The sequence below is a fragment of the Peribacillus sp. NPDC056705 genome (genome assembly GCF_043656335.1).
The window spans coordinates 59,722-80,284 of record NZ_JBHTYI010000018.1 but is presented as its reverse complement, the minus strand read 5'-3'; the positions used below and the strand labels follow the sequence as shown (position 1 = coordinate 80,284).

Annotated in this window: 21 protein-coding genes and 1 pseudogene; 18 read left to right on the top strand and 4 right to left on the bottom strand. The window is 37.6% G+C overall.

Annotation, left to right across the window (positions count from 1 at the left end):
* From ACFRAK_RS19125 to ACFRAK_RS19115, 3 genes are all read left to right on the top strand, one after another.
* Window positions 1–1,098 (top strand): peptidoglycan-binding protein (locus ACFRAK_RS19125; protein WP_394572255.1); only part of this gene is annotated, 1,098 nt, incomplete at its 5' end.
* Window positions 1,099–1,565: 467 nt separating this feature from the next.
* A complete protein-coding gene (locus ACFRAK_RS19120) occupies window positions 1,566–1,727 on the top strand; it encodes a hypothetical protein (RefSeq protein ID WP_387604632.1) in 162 nt (53 codons plus the stop codon).
* 180 nt (window positions 1,728–1,907) lie between these two features.
* A complete protein-coding gene (locus tag ACFRAK_RS19115; RefSeq protein WP_394572254.1) occupies window positions 1,908–2,069 on the top strand; it encodes a hypothetical protein in 162 nt (53 codons plus the stop codon).
* Here ACFRAK_RS19115 and ACFRAK_RS19110 read toward each other — a convergent pair.
* Window positions 2,053–2,301: a hypothetical protein gene (locus ACFRAK_RS19110; RefSeq protein ID WP_387604629.1), complete on the bottom strand. Its 249-nt coding sequence runs from the start codon at window positions 2,299–2,301 to the stop codon at window positions 2,053–2,055. The genes ACFRAK_RS19115 and ACFRAK_RS19110 overlap by 17 nt on opposite strands.
* Window positions 2,302–2,378: 77 nt before the next feature.
* Window positions 2,379–2,543 (bottom strand): hypothetical protein, encoded by a 165-nt coding sequence (locus ACFRAK_RS19105; protein WP_394572252.1) that lies wholly within the window; start codon window positions 2,541–2,543, stop codon window positions 2,379–2,381.
* A gap of 1,084 nt (window positions 2,544–3,627) precedes the next feature.
* Here ACFRAK_RS19105 and ACFRAK_RS19100 point away from each other — a divergent pair.
* Entirely contained in the window at window positions 3,628–4,365 is a 738-nt protein-coding gene (locus ACFRAK_RS19100; protein ID WP_387604625.1) for a glycosyltransferase, read from the top strand.
* Between the two features lie 342 nt (window positions 4,366–4,707).
* On the opposite strand, the gene ACFRAK_RS19095 is transcribed toward ACFRAK_RS19100, so the two are convergent.
* Both ACFRAK_RS19095 and ACFRAK_RS19090 read right to left on the bottom strand, forming a co-directional pair.
* Window positions 4,708–5,553, bottom strand: a complete 846-nt coding sequence (locus ACFRAK_RS19095) for a helix-turn-helix domain-containing protein (RefSeq protein ID WP_387604623.1) — start codon at window positions 5,551–5,553, stop codon at window positions 4,708–4,710.
* A 120-nt stretch (window positions 5,554–5,673) separates the two neighbouring features.
* Window positions 5,674–7,040: pseudogene (locus ACFRAK_RS19090) on the bottom strand (hypothetical protein).
* Between the two features lie 186 nt (window positions 7,041–7,226).
* On the opposite strand from ACFRAK_RS19090, the gene ACFRAK_RS19085 reads away from it, so the two are divergent.
* The 14 genes from ACFRAK_RS19085 to ACFRAK_RS19020 all read left to right on the top strand — a co-directional run bounded on the left by ACFRAK_RS19085 (window position 7,227) and on the right by ACFRAK_RS19020 (window position 20,335).
* Entirely contained in the window at window positions 7,227–7,472 is a 246-nt protein-coding gene (locus ACFRAK_RS19085) for a hypothetical protein (protein ID WP_387604621.1), read from the top strand.
* Between the two features lie 1,190 nt (window positions 7,473–8,662).
* Complete coding sequence (locus tag ACFRAK_RS19080) at window positions 8,663–9,997, top strand: MFS transporter (protein ID WP_387604619.1); 1,335 nt, start codon at window positions 8,663–8,665, stop codon at window positions 9,995–9,997.
* A 98-nt stretch (window positions 9,998–10,095) separates the two neighbouring features.
* Window positions 10,096–11,229: a 2-aminoethylphosphonate--pyruvate transaminase gene (gene phnW, locus ACFRAK_RS19075; RefSeq protein WP_387604617.1), complete on the top strand. Its 1,134-nt coding sequence runs from the start codon at window positions 10,096–10,098 to the stop codon at window positions 11,227–11,229.
* Between the two features lie 158 nt (window positions 11,230–11,387).
* Window positions 11,388–12,191 (top strand): DeoR/GlpR family DNA-binding transcription regulator, encoded by an 804-nt coding sequence (locus tag ACFRAK_RS19070; RefSeq protein WP_260287411.1) that lies wholly within the window; start codon window positions 11,388–11,390, stop codon window positions 12,189–12,191.
* A 60-nt stretch (window positions 12,192–12,251) separates the two neighbouring features.
* Complete coding sequence (locus ACFRAK_RS19065) at window positions 12,252–12,782, top strand: MgtC/SapB family protein (protein WP_387604615.1); 531 nt, start codon at window positions 12,252–12,254, stop codon at window positions 12,780–12,782.
* A gap of 277 nt (window positions 12,783–13,059) precedes the next feature.
* Window positions 13,060–14,247: a saccharopine dehydrogenase family protein gene (locus ACFRAK_RS19060; RefSeq protein WP_387604613.1), complete on the top strand. Its 1,188-nt coding sequence runs from the start codon at window positions 13,060–13,062 to the stop codon at window positions 14,245–14,247.
* Between the two features lie 129 nt (window positions 14,248–14,376).
* Window positions 14,377–15,186 carry a phosphonoacetaldehyde hydrolase gene (phnX, locus tag ACFRAK_RS19055; protein WP_387705244.1) on the top strand — a complete coding sequence of 270 codons (810 nt, stop codon included), beginning with the start codon at window positions 14,377–14,379 and terminating at the stop codon, window positions 15,184–15,186.
* A 106-nt stretch (window positions 15,187–15,292) separates the two neighbouring features.
* Window positions 15,293–15,823, top strand: coding sequence for a BMC domain-containing protein (locus ACFRAK_RS19050; RefSeq protein WP_394572250.1), 531 nt, complete (start codon window positions 15,293–15,295; stop codon window positions 15,821–15,823).
* Window positions 15,823–17,295 (top strand): acetaldehyde dehydrogenase (acetylating), encoded by a 1,473-nt coding sequence (locus ACFRAK_RS19045; RefSeq protein ID WP_387604642.1) that lies wholly within the window; start codon window positions 15,823–15,825, stop codon window positions 17,293–17,295. The genes ACFRAK_RS19050 and ACFRAK_RS19045 overlap by 1 nt, the downstream gene beginning before the upstream one ends.
* Window positions 17,296–17,319: 24 nt before the next feature.
* The gene (locus tag ACFRAK_RS19040) at window positions 17,320–17,607 is read left to right on the top strand and encodes a BMC domain-containing protein (RefSeq protein WP_260287405.1); all 288 of its coding nucleotides are present in this window, start codon (window positions 17,320–17,322) and stop codon (window positions 17,605–17,607) included.
* A gap of 10 nt (window positions 17,608–17,617) precedes the next feature.
* Window positions 17,618–18,403: a phosphate propanoyltransferase gene (pduL, locus tag ACFRAK_RS19035; protein WP_387604607.1), complete on the top strand. Its 786-nt coding sequence runs from the start codon at window positions 17,618–17,620 to the stop codon at window positions 18,401–18,403.
* Window positions 18,400–19,236 carry a hypothetical protein gene (locus ACFRAK_RS19030; RefSeq protein ID WP_394572249.1) on the top strand — a complete coding sequence of 279 codons (837 nt, stop codon included), beginning with the start codon at window positions 18,400–18,402 and terminating at the stop codon, window positions 19,234–19,236. The genes pduL and ACFRAK_RS19030 overlap by 4 nt, the downstream gene beginning before the upstream one ends.
* A 1-nt stretch (window position 19,237) precedes the next feature.
* A complete protein-coding gene (locus tag ACFRAK_RS19025) occupies window positions 19,238–19,504 on the top strand; it encodes a EutN/CcmL family microcompartment protein (protein WP_260287402.1) in 267 nt (88 codons plus the stop codon).
* A 120-nt stretch (window positions 19,505–19,624) separates the two neighbouring features.
* Entirely contained in the window at window positions 19,625–20,335 is a 711-nt protein-coding gene (locus tag ACFRAK_RS19020; protein WP_387604603.1) for a GntR family transcriptional regulator, read from the top strand.
* Window positions 20,336–20,563 lie beyond the last annotated feature (228 nt).

The following is a 20,563-nucleotide window of genomic DNA, read 5'->3' as shown; positions in this document are numbered from 1 at the left end:
GGCACTTATTCAAAACGCACAAAATCAATTACCCACCGAGTTTGGCACCATTCCTTAACAAAGAAAGATTTGGGTGGTTCTGATGCTGCAAGCTTTGCGGGTTACCATGTAAACATGCTGGGGTGGCCGGGGATAGGGTATACATTTGTTATAGAGCCTAAGAATGTTATTAACACACCAAAAGGTATAAGAGCTCGGATTGTATATGCGAATGATATCGACCGCAGGACCTTCCATGTGGGGAATAGCAATCAGTTCTCTCTAGGTATCTGCGTTGCTGGAGATTATCGATATGAAACTATGGATGATGCCACACTTGCCAGTATTGCAGAACTTCACGCTGCACTTGTTAAAGATGGGATCGGGAAATATGATAAGGCCCATAATGAAATGCCAGGTTATAGTTGGAAAGCTTGTTGTCAGTATAACTACAGAGATGCTTTTGATTGGAAAGGCTCAAAGACTCCAGTCAAACCACAACCGGCTCCTGATGTTTATACCATCCAAGAAGGGGACACATTTTGGAGCATTGCACATAAAGATGGAACGGGTGGCTTGCAAGTTGAAGATTTAATTAAAGCAAATCCTGGAATAGATCCAACTAAATTAAAAATTGGTCAGAAAATCAATTTTGGAAATGCTAAAGATGTTAGTGAAAAACCTGATAATAATATCAAAGAAGACACGAAGCCTACGAGTAGTGGGGATAGTGTTATAGTTTCCATTCAAAAAACATTAAATAGCCGGTATAAAGCCGGTCTTAGTGTGAATGGGATTAAAGGTCCTAAAACTAAAACAGCGCTTATCAAAGGCCTACAAACAGAACTTAATAAGCAATTCAATAAAAAGCTTGTTGTGGACGGTAAATGGGGATCTAAGACGAAGGCGGCAATCGTCACTGTCAAAAAGGGAACAAAAGGGAATATCACATGGATTCTACAGGCGACGCTTTACATCGAAGGATATAATCCTGGAACACTTGATTCTAACTTCGGGACAAGTACTGAAAAAGCACTGAAGAAATTCCAAGAGAAAAAAGGTTTATTCGATGATGGAAAAGCAGGGAAAGAGACATTTGAAGAGTTATTTGCTGCATAACAAAAAGTATGAATAAAAAGTAAATGAATGGATACAATAATATTATAGTTTTTTTCCCTTTGCACTCCGTCAGAATAAAAGCCCCACTCTTAAATGAGATGGGGCTTATTTTTTATTAAGGAAGAATATATGTAATTCAATGGATAAAATATTATTGTGTTGCCCTAACTTAGTAACACTCCGACCTTTTAAAGTCCTTCTCTTAGTTGAGAGGGGCTTCTTTTACTTTGGCTTTGTTAAACATTAATGTTGATTTTTGAACAAATAAAAGAGACCACTTAAATTGTGGTCTTCTTTGAACCGTTAGTTGAACAAGAAATAAAGATTCATGAACAGAATGTTCCTACTTTTCACTAAAATAGCAACAGAATATTGACTTTATAAAATGTGTTGTTGTCCTATGTGTTGTCCAATCGTAAAATCTAAAAAAGAATAACATAAATTATAAGTATTCAGGAGGTGATTATATGTGTAACGATTTTCGCCGTCGTGAATTTGACAGAGAATTTGAATTTCGTCGTCGTAGGGGCCACCGCCGTGAGCACCGCCTTTTCCGTTTCAACCACTATCCTAACCGCTATTCCCATCGTTATTGGGATAATTTTTACGATGATATTTTCTATGGTTAAAGTACAAGCATGTAAATAAATACAAAAATGTCACAAAATTTCGTTTAAAGTCTGCCAGTGATGGTGGGCTTTTTACTTAAAATTCCACGAATGTACATACCTCTAGGTAATGAACCTAAACATCATCCTTATATTTACATAATCTAAAACAAATAAAGATTTGGGGGGGAATTACTAAAAATGTATAATTTAATAATAAATGAAGATATAAATGCAAATGATTTAAGAAGAATTACTGTTGGTGGTATTGGTGGTGTAGAGGGACACTTTTTTATGTGTGTCCGTTATCCGGGGTATAGTTCAACGAGTAGGTCTCTTTTTTGTTTTAAATTAGAGGCTTAACCTTCTTAACTAACTCCGTAATATCAATATCATCGTTATAAACAACTTGATCAATCCGGAAATCCTCACTAGCTGCAAAGTTATTTTTAATCTGCTGTATCCATTCATATGCCGCAATAGCAGCTGCCCAATCTGGATCCTTCTTAAAATCTGAATTAGGAACAGGGAAGCTGCCACTTTGTAAAAAATTAGTTTCTTTTGCATGTAAGTAAACCTTGATATTAATGTTCATAATTTTTCCCTCAATATTTTTGTAATTAGGAAACTTTTAAATAACGAAAGCCCCTATCAAGTAAGGGGCAATATATATTATTTCAATTTTACAATATACTTTCCGACTTGTTCAAAAGTATTTTGATCTATCGCTGTAAAAGTAACATCGTGAGTTTCATTGTCTAATTCAAATGCCGCCACATATTCAACACTTTTGCCAGGTAGTAAAGCGTTTGAACCGGCATTATCTAAATCAACCATTTTGTTGTAAGTCTCAATATCTTCTTCACTTCCGAACGCATCAAGAAGTATCCAAGTTCTTCCCGCAAGCTGTAAGCAAAATCATAACAGATAATATAACTAATATTTTTTTCATTCCTCTTCCTCCTTATATAAATCATCGACCTTCATACACAGTAATTTAGCTATTTTAAATTGTTAATTGTAGGGTGGTTTCCTGTATTTATCCAGCTAGGGATAAAACACTTATATTTCCGACTAAATATTTTTATTCCCTGTTTCTTTAGGGTTCGCTGAACAAATAAAAAAAGAGACCACTCATATAATGGTCTCATTTTGTGCTCTATGAAACTAACGCACCCGTTAGTATTATAAGGTCAGCCAGATATTTCTGGATGATCATTTTTTAATCGATATATGATAGCGGTAGCTGGGGGGTAGAACGGACGCACCTTGGGACTAACATAAATCCCCTCAAGTAAACAGTTCGCCCCCTACTTGTAGAAATACGATTGGGGCTGGTTGGGACCTAGACCTAGATCGCGTATAAAAGCGAAGCTATCATACAACAAGAAGGATTAGGGGTACCGGTTAGTTTTTAGGAGGAGATCTAAGAATGAATCCAGTAGTAGGTCTGGATATCGCAAAAGTGAAAGTCAGGTTCAAGCATACTTGGAAAAGAAAAAGCGTTACAAATATAGTTTTAAGGTGACATATACCCTCGAAGGATTAGAGAACTTTTCTTTATTTCTTCAAGACATCGAAAGTATGACTGGAGTTCGAGCTCCCATTGTTTTAGAATCCACAGGACATTCCAAACTGTCTTAACAAACACAGGCTTTTTTCCATTTTTAGCCAGATGTTCAATTGAACACATAAAGATTTATCCGTCAGTTTCCCAAATGTATACCACTTACTCCGTCTCATTTTCCTATATTTTCATATAACTTCATTTGTAAATTCGTTGAATCCACTAACATTCTTATAAGAAACAGGAAAGATGTACAAGCAATCCGTCACTTTTTTCATATTTTATATAACTGAGTGTTATTAAAATCAATCTTCTAAGCTGACACTTTTTGAATTTGAATTATATAAAGAAAGGGTGAGAAAATTGACACAGGAAAATAGGAATAAGAAGTTTTCTATCATTATACCTGCTCACAATGAAGAAAAATATATAGCGGGGTGTCTGGAATCCATCAAAGCTGCTTCAAAGCGGTATAAGGATCAGGTTGAAATTATTGTTGTGTTGAATCGGTGTACAGATCGGACGGAGGAAATCGCAAAATCCTATAATGCGATCACGATCAAAAATAAGGACAAAAATCTTTCAAAAATTAGAAATGTAGGGGCGAAAGTTGCCACTGGAGATATTCTGATTACGATAGATGCAGATACCAAAATGTCTAAAGGATTCCTATCTAGAGTGAATTTGTTATTATCGAGCGGGTTATTTATCGGTGGCGGGACATCCGGGTTATTTGACCGTATGTCTTTGGGGATTCTAACATCTGTTGCAGCCATATCCATTCCAATGCTAATTAAGTATGGTTTGATTGCAGTTGGGATTTTCTGGTGCTACAGAAAAGATTTCGTGGCCATTAACGGATTCAATGAGGAATTGCTTATGGCCGAAGACGCTGATTTTGCCCATCGGCTGATGATGTGGGGGCTGGTAAATCGAAAGCTTTTCGGCATCATCCCTTTTGGCATGCTCACATCAAGCAGAAAGTTTGATAAATTCGGGGATTGGGTTATGGTCAAAAACCCTCGCTATATATGGGCTTATCTGAAGGGAACGGACAAGAAGCGGGCGGAAGAATTGTATTATGATTATTAAGCAGGAAAGGGCTGGCGGATATTCCCCAGCCCTAAATAATAGGTCCTATAAAAAAAGGAGCAACCAGTAAAAACTGGTTAACTCTATAATACGAACGCACCCTTTAGTAAGAGTAGGGCAGCGAAAACTTAGAATCTACACTCACAGCTATTTGTTAATGTAATAAAATATAATTTTCAAAAAAACCTCTAATCAATTAGAGGTTTTTTGTTTGCACCAATTTTATATTTCTATCTATTTAACGCACCTGTTAGGTAGTTTCCCTCTCCTATTATTTTCAACTATTTTGCCCCATTAATGCCATAAGAATAAAATTTTCTGGCCAGGTAAAAACCTTTCTGATTAATTAAGGTTGTTCATAAAATCTGCATCAAAGTAAAGCTCATTCATAAGCTTGTTCACAATCCCATTGAAATAAACAAACTTTCCTTTATGCATCTTAACTCCACTCTTAACCTTCATAGCAAATTCCTTAAATGCTTTAGTGCCGATTTCTATTTCCTGTTTACTTGTAAATGCTCTTTCGTTAGTAGAATAATCAACCACTTTATTACACTGTTTAATTACCTTCCAAAACTCCTGTATTGTTTCAGCCTTTTCGTAGAAAGACCCTACGAGATTACTAAATACATCTGGAACCCAATTAGCTAAAAAATTTGCTTGTTTTACAGAGTTTCCAAGAGAATTATCCACATGAGAGAATTGAGCAACGGCTTTACGTTTATTGTTTTTAATCTTTTGTTTTAAGAAAGAAGTAGTTGTTTTAATGGTCGGACACTTAGTAGGACTTTTAGTAGGTTGCTTGTCGGACAGTTCATCTTTCACAGGTTGAATGATAATAGCGTTAGCTGTTTGCATCATATCTTTTTTACGCTTCATTGGTACTTGGCGGATCATTCCGAGGTCTTCAAGTTTCTTCATTAAACGTTGAACAGTTTTATAAGATACTTCAAGCTTATCCGCAATTGTGTTCTTACACATGTAGCTCACACCAATTTGTTTGCAACTGTGACGCTTTAAAATCTCTAACAACTTAATTAATCTAGCTTGTACATCCACACGTTTCACAGACGCACGAATGGCGTCTCGGCAAACTCGTACATTCTTATTTAATTCTTCAATGTCAGTGAAAGATGATAAATTGTTATATGCTTCTTCATTTGCGATTACATCAATACGTTTCTTCATTAATATGTTGTCTCCTCTTTGGAAACAAAAAAGCAACGTTCACCATAATTGATCATGGCAAACGTTGCTCCAACCCAGCACATATTGTAAAATGTGGATAAGGGTACAGCAAGTGTTTGCCTATCGTGAGTAGGCGGACGGTATAAGTAGTGGTCCAACACTATTTATACACGCTGTGCTTTTTTGTTTTTTCCGGTAGACACAAGAGATGTTTTTAGTCGACGGAGATGTACCTCCGCCAACCCAAATCGCAGTTATTTGCCCGAGTGCAGTCAAGGTGGCGGTTCCGCTTCCGATTGCCGTTCCAAATAGTTTGGCGACAGATCCGGCTAAAGAAATGCCTGAGAAGCCCGATCCATCCAAGCCAGTGATGGCACCAATGCCCGTTAATGTGATGGCGGCTATTTCTTTCGTTAAAGGAACGGAGGCCGCTAGGGCAGCACCGAGGTCATTGACGATGCCGAGTGATGTTTTTGGTAAGTAGTCCCCGATGATCTGATTAAATCCCGAATCACCTAAATAGAAGAATGCTGCGATTGGGATCACAGGTCCGAATACCTTGAAGCCAAATTGAAAACCCTGAATCAAATAGGCGGTTGATTTTTCCAATCCTTGCTGTTTATGTGCGACAAGGGATAAAATCAGCAAAATGAAAACGGCTGTACCGCCAACCAACGCCGTGGCATCTCCGCCTTGCAACTTCAAAACCGACAATGCCACAACATCCAACAGAAAGGCAATAGGAATGAAAACGGCAAAAAACTTCTTTTGTCCCAGTGTGAGCAGATCTCACTGATTGTCTGATCTTGGATGATTCCCTCATTATCCGCCGCATTGATTCTTCCCAGCTTCATATCCCGCTTTAAAAGGATAAAGGCGGATATGGTGGTGACGACCCCCATTGTAATGACAAGAGGAATGCTCGCAGCGATGACATCACCGACTGGTATGGAAGCGGCATCCCCAGTTAGTTTAGGAGCAGCTTGAATGATGAAGTCCCCTGATAATGCGATTCCATGACCAAAAAGGTTCATCGCCATCGCCACGCCAAGAGCAGGTAAGCCAGCTCGTAAGGCAACGGGGAGCAGGACTGCCCCAAGTAAGGCAACGGCAGGTGATGGCCAGAAAAACCAAGATATGATCATCATGACGATTCCAATTACCCAAAAGGCAAGTGTAGGATTCTTAATGAATTTCGCAAATGGTGCAATCATGACATCATTAATGCCGGACCTCGTTAAAACCGTGCTCATGGCAACGATGATGGAAATGATTAAAATTGTGGACATTAATTCCGTGATTGCGAAAATGAAGCTGTTGAATATCCCGCTTATGGAGGGTGCTAAACTGCCTGTAGCCACTAAAGCCAAAAGGAATATTCCAACTATGCAGATGAGGGTAGTATCACGACGTTTTACCATAAACCCGATTATCAATGCAATAAATACAACATAAATCCAATGGAGTGCCGTTAATTCCATCTCCATGATCCGTCCCCCTCAAAATGTGCCTAGTTACAGATTATGAGGGAGGTATGGTGTGGTGAGTTGTTTCAAAAATTTTAAAGGCTTATCTTAATTTCAACTTATGATGTAAATAACCAGTTCAAGAAGCAGCAACAGGGGCGGTCCTAGTCCTGTTGATATTTAGCAGAAGATGAAGGTAGTAGAATAGTGAGGATCGAGTTTTGTGGCCCAATGACACCAAAGTTGTCTAAAATAGCTGGAAGCAAGAAAATATATAAGAAAAATGGAGAGAAATTTTCATTCCGCATAACTGAAAAGGATATTAAAAGTAAGTTTAGCTTTAAAGGAATTGACTTTTGTTTTGCGGACAATGATTTTCAAGAATTTGTGGGCTTTGATGTAGTTGATATAAAAAAGTACAATGGGGAATCTTTGAAATTCATTACAGAATGATTTTATAAAACAATAATTTCTGATAGAAAAGTCCTTCCCTTAATAATGTTCTGTTACCACTCATTATCAATAATAATAGTTTTCCACATGGGAAGTATCTGTATCTGGAATCTCTGTATTATAAATTATTCGGGTTTATCCAATAGATCCACTTTCTTAGCTAAATTGAAATTTTTATCACATTCAACTTCCATAGTTTTTACTGGTACAACTGCACTGTTGCAAGAACCTTCACTCCTTTTAGGTGAAATAGTAACTTGATGATCTGATGTCCATCTTTTTTTCAAAAGTCACTAAATCTCGCGAAAATCAAAAACTTTATTCAAATTATTTTCCTGATGAAAAATTATTTGTGAATAATTTACTTTTATATTGCTATAATGAATTTATTTATAATGTTACAAAGTACTAAAATGAATACTTTGATAACTGGAACATTGAAAGTTGTTTTTTAGTTCACCGTGTATCTTAAATCGTTTTGGGTTTCTTATGTTTTCATCATAATAAAAGGCTCTTTTCGTAAAGATTGTTTTTTAGAACAAAACTATTTGACGTTGGTTGGAGCGCAAGTGCGAGACTCCTGCGGGAGCAGCGGGACAGGTGAGACCCCACAGGCGTTTACGCCGAGGAGGCTCACCGCCCGCCCCGCGGAAAGCGAGCATCTGGAGAGGAAATCAACCACACCGCTTTACTTGGTAAATAGCAGTGAATTATGCAAAAACAGCCTAATGAAAAAAGCGCTGATATGCTCTTCAGCGCTTTTAACATGCGTCCATTTTCGAACGAAGAGGCTGAGGTTCGCCTCTTAATTTAGGACAAAGTAAATGAAATCTCGTTTTCTGTTATATAAGAACATTCATTGGCTCTTGACTGCCTATGGATTACATAACCCAATGAACAAGGTTCCAATCAATAAGCAGCCACGGCCCGCAACCGCAAAAACGGAAGCAGGAATAAAATGTATTGCGTCTGTAAACGTTCATTTATCTCCTCATAAGTAAAAAGTTATAAATTTTAGTTTTCAACATATATTTCATAAAACAAATAAAAACCAACATAAAAAAACCTTAAAGCCAATTAAATAAAAAAAAATATAGAAAAAATATTCCAAATTGTCAGAAAATGTGATATGTTATTTTACACATTAGAAAACGCTTTCATCTTTGGAATTTAAAAAAAGGGGGGTTTTTATGTCGGTAATAGTTCACTCGAAAAAGGTCAAAAGGAAAGCCTTGGTTGCAAGTTTGATTGGTAGTTCAATAGAATATTATGATTATTTGTTGTATGGTACTGTGGCTTCATTAGTTTTCAACAAACTTTTCTTCCCGAATTTTAGTCCAGCGGTAGGTTTACTGATCGCATTGGCATCTTTTGGGATACCTTACTTCTTTCGTCCGCTTGGAGGTATTATTTTTAGCCACATTGGGGACAAAATTGGGAGGAAAAAGTCATTAGTATATACCCTTGGAATCATGGGTGTGAGTACAGCCCTCATTGGTTTATTACCTGGTTACCAATCCATTGGGGTTTGGGCACCAGTTTTGCTTGTCACTTTAAGGTTGATTCAAGGAATCGCTGTGGGAGGTGAATGGGGAGGAGCAGTCCTTCTGGCAGTAGAATATACAGAGAAAGAAAAACGTGGTTTTGCAGGAAGTATCCCGATGATGGGAGCAGCTGTAGGAATGATCCTTGCCACCGCTACCATATCTCTGGTGAGCTTGTTGCCGGATGCCGCTTTTCTTTCGTGGGGGTGGCGTATACCATTCGTTGGAAGCTTGGCGCTAGTCTTAATCGGTTTATGGATACGGAATGGTTTAGAGGAAACCCCAGATTTTCAAAAGGCAAAAGATGAAGGCAAAGTGTCTAAACTTCCGATTGCCGATACACTAAAATACCATTGGAAAGAAGTACTTTTGATTACAGGTGCAAAAGCCATTGAGACCGCTCCTTTCTATATGTTTGCGACTTTTGGGGTCTCATACGCTACTAATACATTAAAGATGCCGGAAAGTCCGGTATTAAATGCCGTGACGATCGGGACACTAGTTTCTCTCTTTATGATTCCTCTTATTGGTAAATTATCTGACCGGATTGGAAGAAAAGGTATATTTGTAAGTGGGACGTTGGGGGTAATTATCTTCTCAATACCATACTTCCTTTTGCTCTCCAAGAAATCAGTGCTTTTGCTAACAGTTGCGGTAATGATCGGATATGCTCTTTGGTCTATCATTACTTCCGTTATGGGCACGTTATTCTCTGAAATGTTTAAAGCAGAGATCCGTTATACAGGAATTTCTGTAGGCTATCAACTAGGTGCGGCCCTTTTCGGAGGTACAGCACCATTAATTGCTACTTGGCTTATAGCAAAGTTTAATGGTTCGTGGCTTCCTGCTGCAATCTACCTCATGTTACTTGGTGTTTTATCACTAATTTGTGTAGTCTTACTGAAAACGATGAGCGAACGTGAAAATAGTGCATCCACAAAAAACCAACCTTATTTAGCGGACAAAATAGTTAAGAATTGAAGTATGTCTGTTTTTTGTATATGTTAGTTGATTATTTATAGATCCAAACAAATAGGAAATTAACAAAAGTAAAAAAACTTTAAAAAGGTGGAATTAAAATGAATGTTAAAGATATTACAAACAATCCTTATTTATTACTAACCCCTGGTCCATTAACTACAACTGAAACGGTTAAATTAGCAATGATGAAGGATTGGTGTACTTGGGATGATGACTATAATAATATTGTTCAAGATATCAGGAAGACGATTGTACAACTAGCAACTAATACAAAGGATAAGTACTCAGCTGTCTTGATGCAGGGAAGTGGGACTTTTAGTGTGGAATCTGTAATTGGAACCGTGATTCCAAAAAGCGGGAAATTACTGGTGCTAGCCAACGGGGCATATGGTAATAGGATAGCAAAAATATCGGGTATCCTTGGAATTAATACGGTTGTATTAGATAGTGGGGAGGTTAATCATCCAGACCTGAATGAGTTAAATAAAACATTGGGGAATGATCAAGATATAACTCATGTTGCCATTGTTCATTGTGAAACTACAACCGGTATGCTAAACCCTATTGAAAAAGTAAGTGAAATTGTCAAAAAACATAACAAGATTTTTATTGTAGACGCGATGAGCAGCTTCGGTGGCATTGAAATGGATATAGATACATTGAACATTGATTTTCTCATTAGCAGTGCAAATAAGTGTATCGAGGGCGTACCTGGTTTTGGTTTTGCCATCGTCAAAATTGAAGAGTTTGCAAAATGCAAGTCAAACGCAAGGTCTCTATCACTGGATCTTTATGATCAATGGAAAACGATGGAAAATAATAATGGTAAGTGGCGATTCACTTCACCGACCCATGTAGTTCGGGCATTTGCACAAGCATTAAAAGAATTAGCTGAAGAAGGTGGAATAAAGAGAAGAGCAGAAAGATATAGAAATAACCAAAGGATCCTTGTGGAAGGAATGAAAAAGCTTAATTTCGAACCGTTGCTTCCCGATGAATTACAGTCTCCATTTATTACGCCTTTCTATTATCCGCAAGACAAGGAATTTGAGTTTACTGAATTTTACAAAAAATTAAAAGAAAAGGGATTTGTGATCTATCCAGGAAAAGTCACCAATTTAAATACGTTTAGAATTGGTAACATCGGAAATGTACATCAAAGCGATATGGAAGCTTTATTACTTGCGATTGAGCAAAGCAGCTATTGGCAGAAACCTGCATTTAATAACTAAGTCTTTCCTTAGAATGCTTGTATCTTCCATCATTGTTTCTTATACTTTTTTTTATAGATTGGATTTATTTTTAACGGATATTGGAAATCTCGGTTAGAATAGTAATTTAATCAAACTTATGAAACAATGATGGAAATACTAATTTTGGGGTGAAAGTCTTGTCATTAGCTGGAGAAGAAAGAAAGAGAAAAATTCTAGAATTATTAGAGGTTAGCGGAAAAGTTACGGTTAAGGATCTATCGGGCATATTAAAGGTTTCAACTGAAACCATTCGGAAATACTTAGATGAATTACATCAGGAAGAAAAGCTAAAAAAAGTCTATGGTGGGGCTATTGAAAATTCATTTTTTAATGGGGAGCCTTCCACTGATGAAAGAGAGGTCATACATTCTGATGAAAAAAGAAGAATCGGAGAAATAGCAGTTAATCTTATTAATGACAACGATGTAATAGCCATTGATGATGGGAGCACACCATTGCAATTGGCAAAAAATCTGCGGAAAAAGAAAAACTTGACTATTTATACCACTTCTATTAATTCCCTCTCTGTTCTCATTGATTTAAACCATCAAAATATTTTTTCAGGAAAAATTATCATGTTAGGTGGAGAGATCAACACTTCTCATCATAGAGTATCTGGGCCTTTCACATTGCAGATGCTGGATGGACTCTACATTGACAAGTTTTTTATATCGGCAGATGGTCTTTCTATAAAAAGTGGTATAACCAGCTATGACTTTTCAAAAGGTATGGTAGCAAAGAAACTAATCGCGCAATCAGAAAAGTCGATATTATTAATTGATCATTCCAAGGTAGGAAAACGGACCCATTATAAAATGGCAGATCTTCAAGATATAAGTATGGTGATATCCGACAGACAACATCCAAGTGATTGGGAAACACCACTGAGAGAAAACAATGTAAAATGGTTGGTTGCAGACACTACAATAGATGAAAAATAATAACAAAAAAACCTCTCAGTAATATAGGCAAATTTTTTGCCTATGAAGGGGGATCAGCAAATGGAGTATTTAGTTGTATTTTACGAAGAACATTTTTTGCAAAATATAGAAATTTATTTAAGGCTAGTAATCAGTGCCCTGCTAGGAATGTTTATCGGCTGGGATAGGAGTGCAAAAAACAAACCAGCTGGATTAAAAACATTTACTTATGTTTCTGTATCTTGCACTTTAATCACTCTTGTTTCAATTTACAGTGTTGACGTTTTCAGTCATTCAAATATAAATGTTAGAATGGATCCTATGAGGCTTTCTGCACAAATTGTTTCTGGCCTGGGTTTTTTAGGGGCTGGTCTTATTTTAAAAGACGGACTTAGGGTACAAGGGTTAACATCTGCCGCTATGGTGTTTTTTGCTGGAGGTGTAGGTATTGGAATTGGTGCTGGCTTTTATGGGCTTGTATGTGCGGCTGTTTTCATTACTTTCATTTTAACAAAAATTAGTAACAACATTGAACATCGACAAGCAAAATCACAAGAAAAGAAAGGAATGCACCATAGAATACCAAGTCGTAAGGATGTACAAGAAGGATAAAATAATAATGTTAAATAGTTATATAAAATAGAAAGCCAGTTCTTGAGATTAGAGAACTTGGCTTTTTATTTATTTACCCTTTTATTTTGGTGTTCCACATAGCTGCTTGAAAAGATCTTTATCATTTAGAAATAAATAAAGGAAAAAACAAGGTGAAAATAAAAAAACAAATTAAAACAAATAAAAAACAAGTAAAAACAGGACAAAACAATATCTATATGGTAAACTTTAAGTAACTCGTAATTGAGTGAATATTTCAAAAAAAAGGGTGTTGCTAATGAAAGTGTTCTGTTTAGGCGGTGCTGGAAGAATCTGTAGAGAAGCTGTTCTTGATCTAGTCGAGTACTCCGAATTTGATGAAATTACAATTGGTGATTTCAATGAAGCATTAGGGAAAGAATTAGTTAACGAACTAAACGACCCTCGTGTGAACTTCGTGAAAGTAAATGTAATGAATCATGATGAAACAGTTGAACAGATGAGGGGCTACGATATAGTAATGGATGGCACTACCATCACATTAAATGGTATTTCTACGGCATGTATTGCAGAAGCGGGATGTCATGGAATCAATCTAAATGGATTTGGTGCAGAAGATGAATTTTCGGGAATTTTCAAAATCAACAACAGAACTGCAGTTCCAGGCTTTGGGATGACGCCAGGTGTAACTCAAATGATGGCCATGCACGCTGCCAATCAATTGGAAGAAGTTGAATCTATTAGAGTAAGCCACGGGTCTTTTAGGCCTATCGCCTTCTCAAAATCAATTACAGAAACAACTACTTATGAGTACGATCCTGACCTTCCTGGAAGAATCGTTTTTGAAAAAGGTGAGTTTGTGCAAGTTGCTCCATTTGCAAGGCCCAGAAATATCAAACTGCCTGAGCCGTATGGTGAAACCGTTCAATATATTATTCCTCATTCTGAAACACGCACATTAGCTAAAGCGCTTTCATGTAAGGGCGTACAACTAATCGAAGTCAGGGGCACTTGGCCTAAACAAAATATGCAGTTCGTTCGTTCGCTATATGACTACGGAATCATTGCAAACCCAAAAGTGGTGGTGAATGAAAAAGAAATAGGGCTTATGGATATTATTGGTGATTACTTGCTTCAGTCAAAAGCAGGCCAAGAAACTGAATTATACGGGTATTCTCTCCATGTTGAAGTAGTCGGGATAAAAGATGGTGTTAAAAAGCGTCATGTTTTATACCATACTCACCCCTCTAGTGATGGATCCGTTAAGGGATGGGAAATGCTAAGAGCTTATACTCGAAATGTAGGAATCCCAATGGCGATAGCTACTGAGATTATAGCTAAAGGCTTGGTGGAAAAAACAGGGGTGTTAATTCCAGAAGAAGCATTTGAACCGACAATGATTTTTGATGAACTAAAGAAAAGAGGCATTCATGTTCATGAACAAATTGAAGTTGTTGATGTGGGTGTAGAAGAAACTACCGTATAGAGCCAATTTTTATAAGATAGAAAAATAGAGATATAGGAACCACATCTTTTAATAATAATGACAATAAAACTCCCATTCACTTAAATAGGAGAAATACCAATGATGTTGTCGAAGAAGGAGGTTGGCGTTTTGAATAATCATTCTCCCCAAATTGAGGCGGTTATTTTTGACTGGGCAGGAACAACTGTTGATTATGGTTGCTTTGCACCACTAGAAGTGTTCAAAGAGGTATTTAGAAAAAGAGGAATAGAAGTGTTAGATGAGGAAGCACGAGCACCAATGGGCCTCTTAAAGTGGGATCATATTCGAAAAATGTGCGATATGGACCGAATCGCAGAATTATGGAAAAGTAAGTATGGTAATCTGCCTGAAGATAAAGATGTTGATGCTCTATATGCAGATTTTGAACCTATGCTGTTTTCGATACTCCCTAACTATTGTAATCCAATACCGGGTGCTATTGAATTAGTTGAACGTCTAAGAAGAAAAGGGATAAAGATTGGTTCTACCACTGGATATACAGCTGAAATGATGGAAGTTGTTGCGGCAGGAGCGAAAAAAAGGGGTTACGCTCCAGATTTGCTAGTAACGCCGGATGATGTGCCTGCTGGTCGGCCGTTTCCGTGGATGATTTATCAAAATGCCATGAATTTAGGTGTCTATCCTATGAAGCATTTTATTAAAGTAGGAGATACAGTGAGTGATATTAAAGAAGGTATTAACTCGGGTTCTTGGAGTGTAGGCATATTAAGAGGTAGCAGTGAATTAGGGTTGAAGGAAGAAGAAGTGAATGCTCTAGATCCAGAAATTTTAGCGGAAAAACTGGAAGTAGTGGCGGAAAGATTTAAAAAAGCTGGTGCTCATTATGTTATTGATAGTATCGGGGACTTAGATCAATTAATTCCAAAAATTAATTTGCGCCTAGCTAATGGCGATTAAATAAATAAGGTTCGCTCCTTCTACAAAAGGTAAAATATTCTTTCAACCAATATGAGGAGTATTCCTATAATCGGGATTCAAAGAGGCGGAGAGGTGAAAATGATTGGTGAAAAATGCCTACGCATTAGGTCTGGTCGAAACTATTGGCTTTCCCGCAATGATTGCTGCTGCAGATGCCGCTTCGAAGGCAGCTGATGTAAAAATCACTACCTATCAAGGGGCAGATGCAGGGATTGTTACTATTTATATAGTGGGTGATGTTTCTTCCGTACAATCGGCTGTTATTGTAGGAGAAGAAGCGGCTAGAAAAGTCGGAATATTCCGTTATTCGCGTGTTTTGGCGCGACCGGATGATCATGTTATCAAAATGCTCTTTCCAAAGCTTGAAGAAGAAAAAAAGGCTGTCAAAAGTGAAAAAGCAATCCAGCGAGTTGAACAGCCAGGTACCATAGCTATTGGTGAAAAAGTCGATGAAAATGTAAAAGAACTTCATAAAAAGAGCACCCAAGAGTTAAGAAAGCTTGCCAATTCTCTAAGTGGCTTCCCTCTATCTCCCCAAGAAATTACAACTGCGAAAAAAGAGGAATTAATAAAATATATAAATGCACTTCAGAATGGGAAAGGTGGGGATAAATGATGATGTTGGATAAAGATCTTGAATCGATTCAAGAAGCAAGACAGCTTCTTGAACAAGCAAAGTTAGCACAGCAAAAAATGGAAAAAATGACTCAAGACCAAGTTGATCGAATTGTTCAGAGTATGGCTCAAGCTGCTACAAAGGAAGCTGGAAGGCTTGCAGCGATGGCTGTTGATGAAACGGGGTATGGAAGGGTAGAGGATAAGCGGACAAAAAATCTATTTTCCGCAAGAGATATATTTGAATCAATGAAAGATAAAAAGACAGTAGGGATCATTTCTCGTAATGAAGAAAAACAAGTGTGGGAAGTAGCTGAACCGGTGGGCGTAATAGCGGGGATTGTCCCGTCCACTAACCCTACTTCAACAGCCATCTTTAAAGCACTGATCTCATTAAAGTCCAGAAATGCCATCGTTTTTAGTCCACATCCAGCTGCTGCAAAATGTACAAATGAAACGGTGAGAATTTTGCAAGAGGCTGCAGAGGAAGCGAATGCACCAAAAGGAATCATTTCAAGCATTACAAATCCGACACTTCCTTCGGCACATGAGTTAATTAATCATAAGTTAACCGATCTTATTTTAGCTACTGGTGGTACAGAAATGGTTAAGGCTGCTTACAGTTCAGGTAAACCTGCATATGGGGTAGGACCTGGAAATGTTCCAGTTTTTATTCATTCCAGTGCAAATGTAGAAAAAGCCGTTAAACAAATCGTGCAAAGTAAAACATTTGATTATGGGACCATCTGTGCATCTGAACAAGCGATCATTGTAGAAAAAAGTATAAAAAGAAAAGTGAAAAAAGAGTTGGAAAATGAAGGGGCATATTTCCTGGATGATTATGAAAAGAAAAAAATAGAGGAAATCATCATGGTCAACGGGAGGTTAAATCCTGGAATAGTGGGCAAATCCCCACAAACATTAGCCAATATGGCAGGGATTTTCCTTTCAGATGGGATTAAGGTATTGATTGCAGAAGAAACGAATATCGGAAAGTCTTATCCTTTTTCAGTAGAAAAGTTATCTCCAATTTTAGCTTATTATACTGTTGAGGATTGGCAGGAAGCCAGTCATGTTTGTAATGAATTGCTTAAAGTAGGCGGACTTGGGCATACGCTTGGGATTCATTCTGAAGACAAACGAATTATTGAAAAGATAGGGTTGGAACAAAAAGTATCTCGAGTTGTAGTCAATTCCGGAACAACATTTGGTGGAATTGGTGCTACGACAGGGATTACGCCATCCATGACACTTGGTTGTGGAACATATGGAAATAATGTATCGTCGGACAACATCGGTCCAGAGCATTTGTTGAATATAAAACGAATTGCTTTTGGAGTTCGTGAAATGTCCAATGAACAAGAATCAGGCAATGTTCATGCTCGAAATGAGGCAACAGGTAGTGAGAAAACAATTTCAAGATCGGAAGTTATGGATATCGTGAAAAGTGTCCTGCAAGAACTTAAAATATAACTTATAAATAGGGAGGCATAAACAATGAGTGTAGAAATGGGAGCATTAGGAATGATCGAAACAAAAGGGTTAGTAGGTGCAATAGAGGCCGCTGATGCCATGTCAAAAGCTGCAAATGTAAAACTAATTGGTAAAGTACATGCTGGTGGAGGCCTAGTAACAGTCATGGTGCGGGGGGATGTTGGAGCGGTTAAAGCATCTGTAGACGCAGGAGCCGCAGCAGCTGAAAATATAGGAGAACTGATTTCCGTTCATGTCATTCCACGTCCTCATTCAGATATTGAACTTATTCTTCCGAAGTTGGAAGGATAAACAATAACTTATGGCAATTATAACGGAATCCAAATTAAGACGGATGTTGAAAACCGGGATTCCAAATCCATATCCTATTGGGGACGATAGACTAACTCCTGCGGCGGCTGATTTCTTAAGAGACAGAAGAATTGTCATTGGAAATATGGACCCTATTAAACATTCCTCGTCGTCAAATGAAGGGGAAATGCATAATTTAATGATTCCTGTGGGTGTTTCAAATAGGCATATTCATTTATCATCACACGATGTCGAAATACTGTTTGGAAATAATTATGAACTAACTCCTATACGAGAATTGTCACAACCAGGACAATTTGCTGCAAAGGAACAAGTCACTTTACTGGGGCCAAAAGGGATGATCCAAAAAGTCCGAATCCTTGGTCCGGTAAGGGAAGATACTCAAGTAGAAATATCTAAAACGGATGGATTTCAATTGGGGATCCATCCGCCCATACGGTTATCAGGTTCAATCGATGATACGCCGGGCTTGACGCTAATTGGACCAAAAGGCTGTGTAGCTCTCCATAAAGGAGTGATTATAGCAAAGAGTCATGTGCATATGTCACCTGAGAATGCTCAACAGTTTGACGTTAAGCATGGAGATGGTTTACTTCTTCAATCAATAGGCGAGCGCTCTATAATTTTCTTGGATGTTATCGTTCGAGTAGCTCCGAGATACAAACTGGATTTCCACGTTGATCTAGATGAAGGAAATGCAGCAGGTTTGAAAACAGGTGATTATTTAAAAGTGGTTGGGAAAAATGGAGAATTCCTGTCGCAAAAAGGGAGGTGAGGAGAATCGAAATTCGTTCAATGGTAGAATCGGTTGTTCGGGAAGTTTTACAATCTATTCAAGTGCAGAAGGAAAAAGAAAATAACGGAAAAGTTTTATTTGTCTTTTGTGATAGCTCGGCACATGAGCCATTTACAGATCAGTTTATTAAATTGAAAAATGCAAATATAGCTTTTGATACTTTATTTTTAGATGGTGAAACATCATCTTGGATAGGCATGCAACAGGTTGAATCGAGCGGGGCAAGGAAGGTGATTGCCGCTGATGAATATGCTCCATCGGCAATGGAGCTCCCAAAAGAGTATGATGGGATCATTATTCCTGAAATTGATTTGGATAATGCGGCAAGGGTTGCTACTGGATTAAAAGGATCAATTAAGTCAGAAATCATTTTCTCGGCGAGCTTGTTGCAAAAATTCATATTAGTCGGCGAAGATGTACCAGGGATTAAACGATCAGATCGTAGTTGTTTAAAAGCCATCTCTTTACCAGCTCCATATCGTAAACGGTTTGAAGAGTATATGAAGCAAATGACGGAGCTTGGCATAACGTTTTCACCGCAAAAGGATTTAGCTGATGTAATCATTAATAAACTTTGTAAAGAGCTAGAAGTGAATGGCCAAAATAAACAAGAGCCATTGGAAGAAAATCACTCTAAAGGTGAACATTTGTCCTACACCAAAAAGTTACTTACGACTGAATGGTTTGAATCAAAGTCCTATAGCCCGAATGATACCATTTACCTTCAGAAGGGGACCATCATTTCTCCTTTGGCAAAGGATTTGATTAAAGCTAATAAACTAAATGTCCTGTTTGTTAAAAAGGATGTATAAGATGCTTTTAGGAAAAGTTATAGGAAGTGTTTGGACAACTCAAAAAGAAAAAGGAATGGAACATGTTAAATTATTGATTGTTCAGCCGTTAAATTCGTTGAAGGAATCAGTGGGGAATATTGTTATTGCCATGGATCGAATTGGAGCAGGTGTCGGTGAAACGGTTATTATCACACAAGGCTTACCTGCACAAAAGTTGACGAATGAAAAAAATTCCCCAATCGATGCAGCGATTATTGGCATAGTTGACTCCTTTGAAGTTAAGTAGTCAAGTCATGTTTCAATCCAGTTACTTCTAATACTTTAGGAAATAGAATAAAGCTTCCTTTGTCAAACGATGAAGGGAGCTTTTTGTTCACTAAAAGATCGGCTGTTTGGAGGGAACTTTATGGAGTTAGACTTTGAAAATCCAATCCCATTACACGCTCAATTAAAAACCATTTTGGAAGATCAGATTTTAGAAGGTTATTATAAGGATAAAATCCCAAGTGAAAGGGAACTCATGGACATGTATTCTGTCAGCAGGAGCACTGTACGGGAAGCTGTTTCCATCCTGGTTCGTGGAGGGATATTGGAAAAAAGGCATGGAAAGGGAACGTTCGTCTCCCTAAAACCTGTACAGGAATGGCTTCAGATGATAAGTTTCACGGAAACCACTAAAAGCATGAGGATTAAATTACTTGATCATGGCCGTGTATTGACCCCTGAAAATATTGCAGAGGCAAATGGTTTTGAAGATGAATCTTACCATATTAAAAGGCTGCGGTTACAGGGGGATGTCCCCATAGCAATCGAAAAGCATTATTATTCTTTGGAACTAGGAAAAGAATTGACGAAATTCAATTTAAGTACAACAGTATTGTATGATGCGCTTGAAGGGAATCTAAACATTAACTTTAATGAAGCGGAACAAATTATTACATGCGGCTTTCCATCTAAAGAAGATGCGGAACATTTAGGTTTGAACGAAATGATGTGCGTGTTGATTACAGAACGAATGATTTTTGATTCCAAGGGTAATTTGGTCGAATACTATAAAGGTTTATTCCGATCGGATATGCACTCATTTGCTATGAAGCTGAACCGAAAAAACAACTAATTTTATATGTACCAATCCCCATTTTTTGCCCCCTGGATATCAAGTTTTCATTCGTGAGTCAATTAATGCTGTTATCAGTGTAATTGATAAAATTTCCAGTCTTTTGGATATACCAGGCACAAAATATGAGCCGATCTTAGGGGAGATGTTTCATGAAATTAAATGCTTATATTCTTTATTTTCAACAATACTTCAAGTATCCTTAATTTGAATAGCAACTACTGTAAA